The organism is Niallia sp. Man26 (genome assembly GCF_022049065.2).
Taxonomy (GTDB): domain Bacteria; phylum Bacillota; class Bacilli; order Bacillales; family Cytobacillaceae; genus Niallia.
The window spans coordinates 2,580,414-2,593,379 of the sequence record NZ_CP095743.1; the positions used below are offsets into that span (position 1 = coordinate 2,580,414).

15 protein-coding genes, 1 other RNA gene and 1 pseudogene are annotated in these 12,966 nt (G+C 40.6%); 2 read left to right on the forward strand and 15 right to left on the reverse strand.

All coding sequences use genetic code 11. The features are described from left to right. Nucleotides 1–5: 5 nt before the first annotated feature. The 13 genes from xseA to spoIIIAA form a co-directional block, all read right to left on the reverse strand. Nucleotides 6–1,352, reverse strand: a complete 1,347-nt coding sequence (gene xseA / locus L8T27_RS13060) for an exodeoxyribonuclease VII large subunit (protein ID WP_282581437.1) — start codon at nt 1,350–1,352, stop codon at nt 6–8. A 110-nt stretch (nt 1,353–1,462) separates the two neighbouring features. Then, nucleotides 1,463–1,852, reverse strand: coding sequence for a transcription antitermination factor NusB (gene nusB, locus L8T27_RS13065; RefSeq protein ID WP_233313206.1), 390 nt, complete (start codon nt 1,850–1,852; stop codon nt 1,463–1,465). 280 nt (nt 1,853–2,132) lie between these two features. Further along, entirely contained in the window at nt 2,133–2,540 is a 408-nt protein-coding gene (locus tag L8T27_RS13070) for an Asp23/Gls24 family envelope stress response protein (RefSeq protein WP_237941690.1), read from the reverse strand. Nucleotides 2,541–2,554: 14 nt separating this feature from the next. Then, a complete protein-coding gene (gene accC, locus L8T27_RS13075) occupies nt 2,555–3,913 on the reverse strand; it encodes an acetyl-CoA carboxylase biotin carboxylase subunit (protein ID WP_233313204.1) in 1,359 nt (452 codons plus the stop codon). A gap of 18 nt (nt 3,914–3,931) precedes the next feature. Continuing rightward, nucleotides 3,932–4,405 carry an acetyl-CoA carboxylase biotin carboxyl carrier protein gene (gene accB, locus L8T27_RS13080; RefSeq protein ID WP_237941691.1) on the reverse strand — a complete coding sequence of 158 codons (474 nt, stop codon included), beginning with the start codon at nt 4,403–4,405 and terminating at the stop codon, nt 3,932–3,934. 241 nt (nt 4,406–4,646) lie between these two features. Continuing rightward, entirely contained in the window at nt 4,647–5,222 is a 576-nt protein-coding gene (locus L8T27_RS13085; RefSeq protein WP_237941692.1) for a SpoIIIAH-like family protein, read from the reverse strand. 13 nt (nt 5,223–5,235) lie between these two features. Continuing rightward, on the reverse strand, nt 5,236–5,910 hold the full coding sequence (spoIIIAG, locus tag L8T27_RS13090) for a stage III sporulation protein AG (protein ID WP_233313200.1): 675 nt from the start codon (nt 5,908–5,910) through the stop codon (nt 5,236–5,238). A 7-nt stretch (nt 5,911–5,917) separates the two neighbouring features. After that, nucleotides 5,918–6,544 carry a stage III sporulation protein AF gene (spoIIIAF, locus tag L8T27_RS13095; protein WP_311315886.1) on the reverse strand — a complete coding sequence of 209 codons (627 nt, stop codon included), beginning with the start codon at nt 6,542–6,544 and terminating at the stop codon, nt 5,918–5,920. Between the two features lie 9 nt (nt 6,545–6,553). Next, nucleotides 6,554–7,771, reverse strand: a complete 1,218-nt coding sequence (gene spoIIIAE / locus L8T27_RS13100; protein ID WP_233313199.1) for a stage III sporulation protein AE — start codon at nt 7,769–7,771, stop codon at nt 6,554–6,556. A gap of 28 nt (nt 7,772–7,799) precedes the next feature. Next, the gene (gene spoIIIAD / locus L8T27_RS13105; protein ID WP_233314711.1) at nt 7,800–8,192 is read right to left on the reverse strand and encodes a stage III sporulation protein AD; all 393 of its coding nucleotides are present in this window, start codon (nt 8,190–8,192) and stop codon (nt 7,800–7,802) included. 11 nt (nt 8,193–8,203) lie between these two features. After that, nucleotides 8,204–8,410 carry a stage III sporulation protein AC gene (gene spoIIIAC / locus L8T27_RS13110; RefSeq protein WP_127737492.1) on the reverse strand — a complete coding sequence of 69 codons (207 nt, stop codon included), beginning with the start codon at nt 8,408–8,410 and terminating at the stop codon, nt 8,204–8,206. Nucleotides 8,411–8,428: 18 nt separating this feature from the next. Beyond that, nucleotides 8,429–8,944 (reverse strand): stage III sporulation protein SpoIIIAB, encoded by a 516-nt coding sequence (gene spoIIIAB, locus L8T27_RS13115; protein ID WP_233313198.1) that lies wholly within the window; start codon nt 8,942–8,944, stop codon nt 8,429–8,431. A gap of 3 nt (nt 8,945–8,947) precedes the next feature. Continuing rightward, entirely contained in the window at nt 8,948–9,874 is a 927-nt protein-coding gene (gene spoIIIAA / locus L8T27_RS13120) for a stage III sporulation protein AA (RefSeq protein ID WP_411229273.1), read from the reverse strand. A gap of 190 nt (nt 9,875–10,064) precedes the next feature. On the opposite strand from spoIIIAA, the gene L8T27_RS13125 reads away from it, so the two are divergent. After that, nucleotides 10,065–11,438 (forward strand): alkaline phosphatase, encoded by a 1,374-nt coding sequence (locus L8T27_RS13125; protein WP_237941693.1) that lies wholly within the window; start codon nt 10,065–10,067, stop codon nt 11,436–11,438. A gap of 67 nt (nt 11,439–11,505) precedes the next feature. Continuing rightward, nucleotides 11,506–11,904, forward strand: a pseudogene (locus L8T27_RS13130) (M23 family metallopeptidase); the annotation flags it as partial. A gap of 239 nt (nt 11,905–12,143) precedes the next feature. Here the strand turns inward: L8T27_RS13130 and ssrS are convergent. Both ssrS and efp read right to left on the reverse strand, forming a co-directional pair. Then, nucleotides 12,144–12,336, reverse strand: a non-coding RNA gene (gene ssrS, locus L8T27_RS13140) — 6S RNA. A 57-nt stretch (nt 12,337–12,393) separates the two neighbouring features. Then, nucleotides 12,394–12,951, reverse strand: a complete 558-nt coding sequence (efp, locus tag L8T27_RS13145; RefSeq protein WP_233313196.1) for an elongation factor P — start codon at nt 12,949–12,951, stop codon at nt 12,394–12,396. Nucleotides 12,952–12,966: the final 15 nt, after the last annotated feature.

The following is a 12,966-nucleotide window of genomic DNA, read 5'->3' on the forward strand; positions in this document are numbered from 1 at the left end:
TTTATTCACTCCTTAATAGATGTCACTTGAGCTTTTACTGTTCCATCCGAAAGCCGCAGTTCTATTTTTTCATTTTCGGTTACTTGTTTTATGCTGGAAATTAATTTCCCTTCAGTTGAATAAGCAAGATTATAGCCTCTTTCCATGATTTTCAATGGACTCAATGCATCCATTTTGCCAATGATGGAATGAAACATCTGTGCTTTGTTCTGGTATATTAAACTCATATTTCGAACAAGGTTTTTTTCTAGGCTGATTCGGTCCTTTTCTGCAAGACTCAGCAGCTCTTGTGGATGACGTCTGAGAAGGCGGCGTGCCAGAACTTCCTGCTTCTCTTCATTTGATGCAAGCAGCTTTTTAATATTGCGCTGCAATAATTCATTTTGCCTATCCAATTGTTCCATCTTTTGGTCAAGGAGTAGCTTTGGATAACGAAAGGCATATGATTTTTCCATCTTTCCGAGTCTGTGCTTTTCCTTGTCGACCCTTTCTTTCATTCCGCGAATGAGCCTTGCCTTACGGGTCAGCACTCTTTCCATAAGCTCTTCCATATGCGGTGCTGCCATTTCGGCTGCTCCAGTTGGCGTTGGAGCTCTCAAATCTGCAACAAAGTCAGCGATCGTGAAGTCTGTTTCATGCCCTACAGCAGATATAATCGGAACTTTCGATGCAAATATAGCATTAGCAACAGCTTCTTCATTAAATGCCCAAAGCTCCTCAATCGAACCGCCGCCTCTTCCGACAATCAATACATCAATGGATGGGCCCGTTAGATTGTTAGCTTTTTCAATTGCTTTTACAATAGAAGATGCTGCTGCCTCTCCTTGAACTAGTGCAGGAAAAATGATGATTTTAGCGATTGGATAACGCCTTTTGATGGTGATGAGTATATCTCTGATGGCTGCACCTGTAGGAGAAGTGATAATCCCGATTGTATCAGGATATTTTGGGATTGCTTGTTTATATGTAGGAGAAAACAGTCCACTTGCCTCCAATTTTTTCTTTAGCTGTTCATATGCCAAATACAAGTCGCCGACACCGTCTGGCCTCATTTCTTGCACATACATTTGGTATTGACCGCTTTGCTCATATACGGTAACAGATGCCTTTACAAGTACCTTCATGCCGTTTTCAGGCTTGAATTTCATGCCTTGTGCGTTTCTTGAAAACATAACGGCAAGAATTCTTGCTTTATCATCCTTTAATGTAAAGTACATATGCCCGCTGCTATGCTGTTTGAAATTGGATATTTCTCCTTTGACATGGACATGTTGCAAATGGGGATCTGCATCAAATTTTCTTTTTATGTATTTTGTTAATGCTTGTATTGTTAAATATCTATTTTCCATTATATAACGCTCCTATACAGGATAAAAGGGAATGGCAGAAGTCCTGCTTTTCCCTTTCGAATGACGAGTAAGCCCTATTTGGCATGCACTCTTTTATTCCCTTTAGTCAAGCCTTACAAACTGTTTTTAATTTTAGAAAGGATGCCATTAACAAACTTGCTTGATTTATCATCACCATATGCTTTTGCAATTTCTACCGCTTCATCAATTACTACATTTTGCGGCACTTCCTCTGTATTGTAAACAAGTTCATAAACAGCTATGCGAAGCAGATTTCTGTCGACATTGGCAATTCTTTCAATCGTCCAGTTTTCCAAGTGCTTCTTAATATGCTCGTCAATAGATAACTGGTTGTCCAGCACACCATTCACCAGTGCAGACAAATAGGCATCCGGCTTTTCTCCGTCTAATGCATGGATGATTGCCTCATTTTTGTCTATATCGCTCAGGTCAATTTGAAATAATGCTTGAAGCGCCTTTTCTCTTGCCGTTCTTCTTTTCATTTCCTTTATGCTCCTTTAAACACTTGCATGTAATTTGCATGCTTGTCATGTTTTTCTCTAAAAAATCCTGTCATGGACTCTTATTTTTATACTATTTGATCTCATTCATGCTATTTTTGCAAACATTGCTAAAAAGATAATAGCATATATAGCTTGAAACTGCTATTCACGAATGAATCAGACAAAGAAAAAAGCTGCCATGGATAGCTACTTCTCTACACATAGTTTGGAACGCTAAATGTATAGAAAGTTAAGCATATCCTAATAGCAGCTTATTTTTTTACATCTCTTGCTGTGTTTCTGTATCTTGCTTAGCATTCTCAAACTGAACGCCAACCACATGTATATTTATTTCTTCAGCCACTAACGCCGTCATATTGATCAGTGTTTGGCGAATATTATCTTGTATTTGCTGTGCCACTTGCGGGATGGAAACGCCAAAATTCATGACACAATAAACATCCACCTTGATACCTTCATCTGCAAGTTCTACCTTAACTCCTTTGTTGTGCAGCTTTTTCCCAAGCTTTTCTACAACACCAGAGGCAAAGTTTCCTCTCATTTGGGCTACGCCCTCCACTTCAGATGCGGCAATTCCAGCGATTACTTCTATGACTTCAGGGGCAATTTCAACTTTTCCTAAGCCGTTAAAATCCTGGTTCATATCTAAAATAGTTGATTCGCTCATATTGGTTCCTCCCTTTAATCTTCAGATTTCATCAAATCATACATCTCTAAAAATTTTGTGTTGAAGTTTCCTTCCACAAATTTTTCATGATTAAGGAGTTTCAAGTGAAATGGGATTGTCGTATGAACACCCTCAATGACGAATTCACTAAGAGCACGCTTCATACGTGATATTGCTTCTTCTCTTGTTGCGCCATATGTAATAACTTTAGCAATCATGCTGTCATAATACGGCGGGATCGTATAACCAGGATACGCTGCTGAATCAACACGAACACCTAAACCGCCCGGCGGAAGGTACATATTGATTTTCCCGGCAGAAGGCATAAAGTTCTTAGCTGGATTTTCAGCATTGATGCGGCATTCGATTGCCCATCCGTTAAATTCTACATCCTTTTGCGTAATAGCCAATGGTTTTCCAGATGCTACTAGTATTTGCTCTTTTATCAAATCAATACCTGTGACCATTTCTGTAACCGGATGTTCCACTTGAATACGTGTATTCATTTCCATGAAATAGAATTGTTCGTTTTGATAATCATAAATGAACTCAACTGTACCTGCACCAGAATATTGTACTGCCTCTGCCGCTTTAACTGCTGCAGCTCCCATTTTATTGCGAATTTCTTCTGTCAAAACAGGAGAAGGCGTCTCTTCCAGCAACTTTTGCAGTCTTCTTTGGATAGAGCAGTCTCTTTCACCTAAGTGAATAACATGGCCATAGTTATCAGCAAGTACCTGCAGCTCTACATGGCGGAAGTCTTCAATAAACTTCTCCAAGTATACACCAGCATTACCGAAAGCTGTCAAAGCTTCCTGCTGAGTAATGTTGATTCCACTAATCAGCTCTTCTTTTGTTCTGGCAACACGGATACCTTTACCACCGCCGCCTGCAGTTGCTTTAATAATAACAGGATAGCCGATTTTCTCTGCTAAGCTGATACCATCTTCTAAATCTTTAATGATACCTTGTGAGCCTGGTACAATCGGCACACCAGCTTCACGCATTGTTTCTCTGGCAATGTCTTTTGTTCCCATCTTATTGATCGCCTCTGGACTTGGTCCAACGAAGGTGATATTGCAGTCACGGCAAAGCTCCGCAAAGTCAGCATTTTCTGCCAAAAATCCGTAGCCTGGATGGATGGCATCACTGCCAGTCAGCATTGCTGCACTGATGATGTTTGTAAAGTTTAGATAGCTTTCCTTTGAAGAAGTCGGCCCAATGCAGATAGCTTCGTCTGCAAGCTGGACATGAAGCGCTTCTCTGTCTGCTTCTGAGTAGACTGCTACTGTTTCAATATTCATTTCACGGCACGCTCTAATAATGCGGACCGCAATTTCTCCTCTGTTTGCGATTAACAGTTTCTTAATCATATGTTAAACCCTCTCTTCTTACAGTGCCTTCACTAAGAATAAAGGTTCACCATATTCTACTAGCTCGCCGTCTTTAACAAGAATCTCGACAATTTCCCCTTCAACCTCAGCCGTGATTTCATTGAATAGCTTCATTGCTTCCACAATACATACTACTGTATCTTTTGACACTTTATCTCCAACTGAAACATATGCAGCAGCATCTGGTGTTGCTGATTGATAAAATGTCCCTACCATCGGAGAAGTTACCTTATGTAGGTTCTCTGCTGCTACATCTGCTTGCTTAGCTTCTGGAGCAGCTTGCACAGCTTGAGGCTGAACTGCTTGAACTTGAGGTACTGGTGCTGGTGCACTTACAGCTGCTACTGCTTGCACTTCAGGGCGATTTTTTTTGATTTCTACCTTTGCTCCTTCGTTCTCATATACAAAGTCGCTGATGTTTGAATCATTGATTAGGTTGATTAAATCCTTAATTTCTTCTATTTTCAACATGCTATTCTTGCACTCCTTTAATTACATTTCTTTATGACTAGCTACTAATATCATACGATAAGACCTTCTAATAGTTCAACCACTTCTATCATTCAGTATCATTTTTCTTGCAGTTTTTTATTCCTTCTGCTAAATTATCATACCATTTTCTGCTGAAAATAACTATTCACAGCATATTTTCTGTTTTGACATAAAAAGAGCAAAAAGGAAAAGTCGCCTTTTCCTTTTTGCCGGCAATTTCTTATTTTGGATCGAATGTAACTGCTACAAATGCGTTCGGCTGATTTAAGTTTTCTCTTACTAACTGAACAATATCATTTGCAGCTTCTGCAGAAAGCTCTTCTGCTTTTACAGTGACATTAACTTTGCCGTCAACAGTGCGGACAAGTACATCCTCATAATTTTCTGCTTTTATCAGTGTTTCCACCATTTTTTCATTATCGGAAAGTGTTCTTATTTCATCAATTTTGTCTTGAGCTGCACTTTTCTCTTCTGCTGTTTTTGCCTCTGAAATTGTCTCTGTCAGCTGTTCTTCTTCCTTGCTGCGCTGTTCATCAAGTTGCAGGCGCATTTCTTCAAACACTTCATCTGAAGCGACTGTAGATACAGAGCTGCCATCCTCTGCTCCTTTTGTTTCTGCACTTTGCTCAGCATTTTCAGTTCCAGCTGCATTTTCCTTGGCTGTATCTTCTGATTGCTTACTTTCTGTAGCAGCAAATTCATTTGTCTGTTCTGGTGATGTTGTGTAGTACACAGTCAATACAACCACTAAGCTTAACATTGTCAATAACCATACAGTTTGTTTTTTCAATAACATTTATGAATCCCCCTTAGTTTTGTTTTGCTTGAACAGATACCCGATGGCTTGGGACATCTAAAGCCCTTGTTACAGCCTCGACTATCATGCTTTTTACTTTTATATTTTCAGCTCCTTTTGCGATGACGAGAACACCTCTAATAGTCGGCTTCTTTGTTTCCACCACAATCGGAACTTGTTTATCTCCATTTGGTACAGTAACGAGCGTCTCTTCTGAAGAGTTTTCCTCCACAGTTCGTTTCCCGCCCTGCGGGTCTTCCTCTTCAGTTGTTTGACTTGAAGTTGTCTGATTTTTCTCATATACCTTTTTCTCAGAGCCATCAATGTTCACATAAACAACGGCGTCTTTCACGCCAGCCATTGAATTGACTGCCTCTTTGATCTTTTCTGTATATAGTTTCTCGTAATCAGTAATATCAGATGAACCGCTTGATTTCTGTCCGAAAACTTCTTCAGCCTGCTCGGACGTGTTTTCCGCATTCTGGCTGAATGCAGATACATCGGAGTTGTCGTTTTTAAAGAACATATTGCTTAAAAGCATGATTCCCGCTCCAAACAGGACGACTATTATCAAGTATTGAGCCTTGTTTTGCTTCTTGTTGTTATTGCCAGACATCAGCTTTTTCAAAAAGGTGATCGGGCCTTGCGTCTTGTCCTTTTCGTGGTCATTTTCATTGTCTTTTCCCATATCTGCACTATTCCCCTCCTTTAGCTAGGATGTCAATGCTATCTTGTGGTACATCCCATTTTCCCGATAGAAATGAAACAATATCTGCATTATCTACTTGTTCCTTGTCACTGCTTGCAAGAAGGGGTTGCTGTGTGTCAATAGATACTGGGCTGACTGCTTCCACTGCCCCCTGATTGTTTTCGTCTGCCTCTTTCAAGACGAGGACAAGTTTGTCTAAATTCTCTGGAAAGCTTTGCTCTGTTTGGTCATTCAGCGATAGTTTAATCGAATCGATTTCGACACCGTAATCTGCTATCAACTCCTTGTTGGCATCCTCCTTCAGTTGGACAGCCATTTTTTCTAATGTATATTCATCAAGTGATGCTTGTATTTCTTTTTTTTGCGATTCTATCGAATTTTCTATATTTTTTTCTTCTGGAAGATTGATAGTAGCTGCTTTGAGCACTTGTTCAAAGTCACCGGAAACAAGCTTGAACACAGGTGTTAAGATAACCGTGATCAACAGCAGACCGCAAACGAGCTTCGCATATTTCTGAAATGTTGAATTCGGCAGCAGCATATCGATGACTGTTGCAAGCAGTACAAAAAGAATTATATTGGTGACCCATTCTGTTATATAACTGATATTCACTCACCTACCTTATTTCATCATCATCGTCACATTGCTTGCAGCGATAATGACTGTAAGACTTAAAAAGAACATGAAGGAAACGATCGCCAAGGCAGCAAATACATACAGAACACTTTTGCTGATAATATCTAGACAGTTGATGACAGGACCTCCGCCAAGTGGCTGAAGAAGTGCTGCGGCAAATTTATAAATGATGGAAATCACTAGAATTTTCAATGCAGGAAAAGCAACGATTAACAGCAGAATGGCAACACCTGCAATCCCAACTGTGTTTTTAAGCAAAAGGGATGCGCTAATAACTGTATCTGCTGTGTCTGTGAACATTCTGCCGATGACTGGAATGAAATTGCCTGCCACAAATTTCGCTGTTCGCAATGTAACCCCGTCCGTAACAGCAGTTGATATCCCTTGAACAGATATAACACCTAAGAATATTGTTAGGAATAACCCAAGAATTCCGATAGAGATATTGCGCAACAAATTACCTAGCTGTGTGACTTTATACTGCTCTGACAAACTGCTGACAATATGCAGCAAGGTAGCTAAAAACAGCAAGGGCAGCACAATATAGGAGATCAGCATACCGCTTGTATTCATAAGAAACAGAATTACCGGATGAAAAAACGCCGCTGAAATTACTCCTCCAGATGCTGCCATCAATCCCAGCAGGAGCGGAACCAAAGCAAGGATAAAGCTTGTCATCGTGCCAATCGCCTCATTGGCATATGTTATAGCTACATGAAAGCTGTTCAATGCTAGTATGATAATCACCATAAATACAATCGCATAAGCAACCTTGCTGATGGAGCTCTTTTCAAATGAATTTTGGAGCATTTGCAACAGCATGCTGAAAACAGTTAATAGAATAAGAGAACCAAGGAGCTTGCCATTCACGACAACTTCATGAAAAATAAACTTAACTAATCCAGAGAAAAACATGCTGTAATCAAAATCTTTTTCTCCTTTAAGAAAATCATATAGACTCCCTTTCTGAATCTCTGGCAAATACCCTCCATACTCGGATGTGATACTTTCCCAGAAACCTTTTAATTCGGATAAGTCCAAGCTATCTATTTGAGTTTGAACGACCTCTTCCGCGCTTAATGCTGCATTTTGCTCAGTTGGTTCTTCTTCTGTAGCTTCTTGAGGTGCTGCTTGTACAACTGGATTAAATACAAAAAAGAATGTGAATAGGAATAGTAGCGCAACTTTTAGTTTCGTTTTCATCAGTCCACCTCGAGATTAAAGCGTCTTACTAATTAGGAATCATATTAATAATTGTTTCTACAAGAACAGTTAAAATCGGCACGGCCATGGCGAGAATCAGTATTTTTCCGGCAAGTTCTATCTTAGAGGCAATCGCACCTTGACCAGCATCCTTTGTTATTTGCACGGCAAATTCAGCAATATAGGCGATGCCGATTATTTTTAAAATCGTTTCCACATAAACGGTATTCACCTTTGCGTTCAAGGCAATTCTTTCTACCATTTCAATGATGGATGCGATTTGATCCACAAGAAACAGAAAAATCACACAGCCGACAAATACAACTAACAAAAAGGCGATATTAGGTTTTTGCTCTTTTATAATTAGGGCTAAGAATGTCGAGATTAAGGCTACTCCGACTATTTGAAGTATTTCAATGATCGTATCCCCCTTTATCCCTGGAATAAGAATACCGATTTAATTTTTTGAAATAAGTCATCTACGATGTTGGCAACCATGAATAAAATATAGATAAAGCCAAATAATGTAACCCATTGTGCATACTCTTTCTTACCTACCTGGTCCAGTATCGTGTGCAAAAAGGCGACTACGATGCCGACACCTGCAATCTTGAAGATAATATCCACCTCTAAACCCATGTATGTCTCCTCCTAAACCTACATCAATAAAATGACAATTAATAACCCTGAGAGCACGCCTAAGCTTTTTATCATCTTTTCATATTTCAGTTGAATATCTCTTGCCTCTTGTTCTTCTCTGTCGATATGCGTTAATGTGAGCAGGATTTGTTTTTGCTGTGAGATTCTGTCATGTCTGCCCAGTGTTTCACCGAATTGCTTCATGATTTCCAGTTCAGGCTTTTTCATCGCTGTTCTTTTCCAAATATCATCAAGACAGGTTGTCCAAGCATCCTTTACTGTTGTATCTTCCGTCATCAGCTTTTCGGAAAAGCTCGCAAAGAAATGACTTAAAGGCTGCTGAAGCTGCTCAGATAACCGGCGTGCTGCTTCATGTAACGGTGTATGGCCGTACATAATTTCTGCCTCCAATGACTGCAATGCCGATTTAAGCTGTCTTAGCTGCTTCGGCCGCTCGCTAAATGTCTTGGCTAGTTCCATGCCGCCAAAGCTTGTGGAGGCAAGAATAATAATTGCTCCAACTATTTTCATCATCTATTACATCACCTTCATTTCCTGCACAAGAGCCCTACCTTGTCCATCCTTTATTGCACTGACCGTCCCTGGACCGTTTGCTCTGCTCAGCTCAATATATCGTTCAAAAATCCCTGTTTCGATAATCGGCTTTAATGTTGGTCTGTTTTTAATTTCATCAAATGAAGTTCCATGTGTTGACATCATCAGCTGGATACCTGCATTCACCGCTTCCAGAATCGCCTCTCCATCCTCTTTGCGCCCAACCTCGTCAACGATTAGCACATCAGGGCTCATCGAGCGAATCATCATCATCATTCCTTCCGCCTTTGGGCAGGAATCAAGCACATCTAGTCTCGTCCCGAAGGTCATCTGCGGGATTCCATCCATGCACCCGGCGATTTCCGATCTCTCGTCGACAATCCCGACCTTTAGCGGTCCGATACCAGCCTTGCTGTTCCCTGTTGAAATGATTCTGGCAATATCGCGTAATACTGTTGTTTTTCCAGTTTGCGGGGGTCCGATAATCATCGTATGCAGCCAACGCGAGCCGTTATATAAAAACGGAGCAAAAGGCTCAGCCGCACCGATTTTTTCCTTTGCAATCCGAATATTAAAGGAAGCGACATCCCGAATCGCCTTGACTGCACTGTCTTCGAGGATAACCTTGCCTGCAAGCCCAACGCGATGACCGCCTTCTATAGTGATATAACCTCTCTTAAGCTCTTCTTCTAGTGTATAAACCGAATAATGGCTTAGTTTATGGAGAAGCTGGAGGGCATCCTCACGCGTCATATCCATATCAATAAACCGTACGCCGTCATGGAAGGAAACCTCCAAAGGCCTTCCAATACGGATTCTGATTTCTTCTAGTTGCTCTCGTTCAGCAGGAGTAAGTGTGAGTATAGAATCGGCAATTTTTTTAGGCAAAAATGAATAGAGTGTTTTCACAGCGTTTTTCTCCTTTATAAAGGTTGTCCATCAATCCTAAATCATTAAAACGGATGGCTTACTATGCCACTTACTAGAATGTATGAAAACAAAAACCATAATATGCCTGCCTATTCTTTTAACTGGCGACTAAAATGAAGATTGATTCCAAAAGATATAAGAAACAATTCTTATAAAAGGGGACTAAACGATGAAAAACACAATAATTCGCTGCATTTGTATCGTGATTGCCATATGTACCATTTCCGGGAGCGTTGCTTGTTCAGCAGAGCCAGCAAACGGCGCCCCTAAAAATGTGATTCTTCTGATTGGAGACGGAATGGGAATGGGTCAAATGGAGATTGCCAGTGTTTTTGAGCATGGGAAAAGTGGCGGTTTGTTTTTACAATCCCTGCCATACACAGCTTTAGTTAAAACATATTCTGCCAACAATAATGTGACCGATTCTGCTGCAGGAGGAACAGCAATCGCCATTGGCAAAAAAACAAACAACGGAATGATCGGTCTCACCCCAGACGGTAAAGAACACCCAAGCATACTGGATGTTTTTAAGGAAAATGGGAGCAAGACAGGAATTGTTACGACTAATAGTGTGACAGATGCAACTCCTGCCAGCTTTACAGCTAGTGTTAAAGACAGGTGGGCAGATCAAGAGGAAATTGCCAAACAACAGTTAAAAAATCAGATTGACGTAATTATGGGCGGCGGTTCTATGTATTTTGGAAAAGACGAAGCGCTCGTAAGAAAATATAAAGACCTCGGATATTCTATTGCCACTACGAATGAGGAGCTTGCCAAAATGAAAGGAAGTAAGTTATTAGGTCTATTTGCCAGCAAACATCTCTCCTATAAACAAGATCGGGAAGAATTAAAAAGCAAAGAACCTACTTTATCAGAAATGACGAACAAGACGCTAGAAACTCTCGCAAAGGGAGATAAAGGCTTTTTTGCAGTAATTGAAGGTGCAAGAATTGACCATGCCGCTCACTCCGCCGATTTAACTGGCATTTGGAAGGAAACGGTTGAATTTGATGAAGCTGTTAAATATTGTGTGGAGTGGGCGCAAAAAAGAAACGACACATTAGTACTTGTCGCTGCAGATCACGAAACGATGGGTTTATCGTTGACAGAGCCGTTAGACATAAAAGGGTTGAAGAACATTTCTATAAGTCCTGAATTAATGGCCCAAAAATTACAAAAAGACGAAAAAACGGGCACCTACACGAAAGAAAGCATTCTTTTTGTATTCCAAACATATGCACACATCACGCTAACAGAGGAACAATTAGCTGACTTTAATAAAAAAATTAAAAAGGACAATGGCAAACTCTACCCTGAACAAAAGGTCGGCAGAGAAATCGGGAGAATGATCGCCTCTCATTTTCACGCCGGCTTAATGGATAGACCAACCCAGCAGCTCAGCAGCACAACAGGCGGTCATACAGGCAATATGATTGCTTTGTTCGCAGTTGGCAAAGGTGCAGAGGAATTTCATGGTGTGATTGAAAATACAGATATTCCAAAAATTATAGCCAAATTAAAAGGCTATGATTTTGTTAAGTAAATAAGGAAAAAGGACAATACTTGTCCAAACTTTTACTTTCTGTTTTGAATATCCTATCATGGAGGTGATATCCATGTTTAGGCGGCCAACATCCGTTACCAATGTGAGCAATCCTTTTCGCTACTCTGGATCAAACAAGCATTTCGGGGTAGACTTTGCGAAATCCGGGACAAATCCAATTGCAGCAGCTGCTGACGGAACTGTTTCCCGCTCTTATGTTTCTTCAAGCTATGGGGAGTGCATTATGATTGTCCATCAGCTCGGCGGGCAAATTTGGGAAACTGTTTATGCACATTTGCGCGCAGGTTCCAGAAGAGTATCTGTCGGTGAACGAGTGAAAGCTGGACAAACAATTGGCATTATGGGCAGTACAGGGCAATCTACTGGGCAACATCTGCATTTTGAACTTCACAAAGGCAGATGGAACAGTGCCAAGTCCAATGCTGTCAATCCCCTTCCTTACTTGGAGGAAAACCAGCAAACAACTACCGCTCCTGCCACGCCTGCTAAATCTTATACTGTTGTTGCCGGTGATACGCTTTCTGAAATCAGCCAGAAGTATGGCGTGTCTGTCGGAGCCATTGCAGAGGCCAACAATATCGGAAACATCAATCAAATCTATGTAGGTCAAAAGCTTGTCATTCCAAGTAATTCTTAATTTTGTCCCTGCAGATACAAAAAAAAGAAGAGAACAAAGTTCTCTTCTTTTTTGCCGCATTTGCCGCTTAGGTGTATGGAGTTTCAAAACCTGCTCCACCAGGTGGGTGTTCGCAAAAGATTTCTTCATATGTCCTTTAGGAACATGTCATAAAGGCATGCTGATCCTTCTTTAATATAGAACTCCCTAATTAACGATAAAGGTTGAAACTTCATACGATAACGTACAACGCAGCGTTTATATTTATATAATACAGCATCCCATCCTGAAACGCAAATGGTAAAAACCGTAAACTAATTACGCGCGGGAAACATAGCTCGCTTCAGCTGTATTGATAATCAATCTGTCGCCTTGGTTAATAAAGAAAGGAACTTGCACAGAAAGACCTGTTTCTAAGATTGCAGGCTTTGTACCGCCAGAAGCTGTGTCCCCTTTAATGCCAGGCTCTGTTTCTGTTACTTCAAGCTCAACTGTATTTGGAAGCTCTACGCCAAGTGTTTCGCTTTGGTACATCATGATATGAACTTCCATGTTTTCTTTCAAGAACTTTAATTCATATTCAATCGCATCAGCAGATAGCTCGATTTGATCATATGATTCTTGGTCCATGAATACATGCTGATCGCCGCTTGCATACAAGTATTGCATTTTACGGTTGTCGATTTGTGCTTTTCCAACCTTTTCGCCAGCTCTGAATGTTTTTTCTTGAACTGCTCCTGTACGTAAGTTCTTTAATTTAGAACGCACGAATGCAGCGCCTTTTCCTGGTTTAACATGTTGGAAATCCAAGACACGCCAAATTCCGTTATCCACTTCAATTGTTAAACCTGTTTTAAAATCGTTTACTGAAATCATAAAAGATCCTCCTGT

Bases quoted from the DNA above. Each gene is read 5' to 3' on its own strand.
- nusB (WP_233313206.1), bottom strand. From the start codon at position 1,852: ATGAAAAGAAGAACGGCAAGAGAAAAGGCGCTTCAAGCATTATTTCAA.
- L8T27_RS13070 (WP_237941690.1), bottom strand. From the start codon at position 2,540: ATGAGCGAATCAACTATTTTAGATATGAACCAGGATTTTAACGGCTTA.
- accC (WP_233313204.1), bottom strand. From the start codon at position 3,913: ATGATTAAGAAACTGTTAATCGCAAACAGAGGAGAAATTGCGGTCCGC.
- accB (WP_237941691.1), bottom strand. From the start codon at position 4,405: ATGTTGAAAATAGAAGAAATTAAGGATTTAATCAACCTAATCAATGAT.
- L8T27_RS13085 (WP_237941692.1), bottom strand. From the start codon at position 5,222: ATGTTATTGAAAAAACAAACTGTATGGTTATTGACAATGTTAAGCTTA.
- spoIIIAG (WP_233313200.1), bottom strand. From the start codon at position 5,910: ATGGGAAAAGACAATGAAAATGACCACGAAAAGGACAAGACGCAAGGC.
- spoIIIAE (WP_233313199.1), bottom strand. From the start codon at position 7,771: ATGAAAACGAAACTAAAAGTTGCGCTACTATTCCTATTCACATTCTTT.
- spoIIIAC (WP_127737492.1), bottom strand. From the start codon at position 8,410: ATGGGTTTAGAGGTGGATATTATCTTCAAGATTGCAGGTGTCGGCATC.
- spoIIIAB (WP_233313198.1), bottom strand. From the start codon at position 8,944: ATGATGAAAATAGTTGGAGCAATTATTATTCTTGCCTCCACAAGCTTT.
- L8T27_RS13125 (WP_237941693.1), top strand. From the start codon at position 10,065: ATGAAAAACACAATAATTCGCTGCATTTGTATCGTGATTGCCATATGT.
- efp (WP_233313196.1), bottom strand. From the start codon at position 12,951: ATGATTTCAGTAAACGATTTTAAAACAGGTTTAACAATTGAAGTGGAT.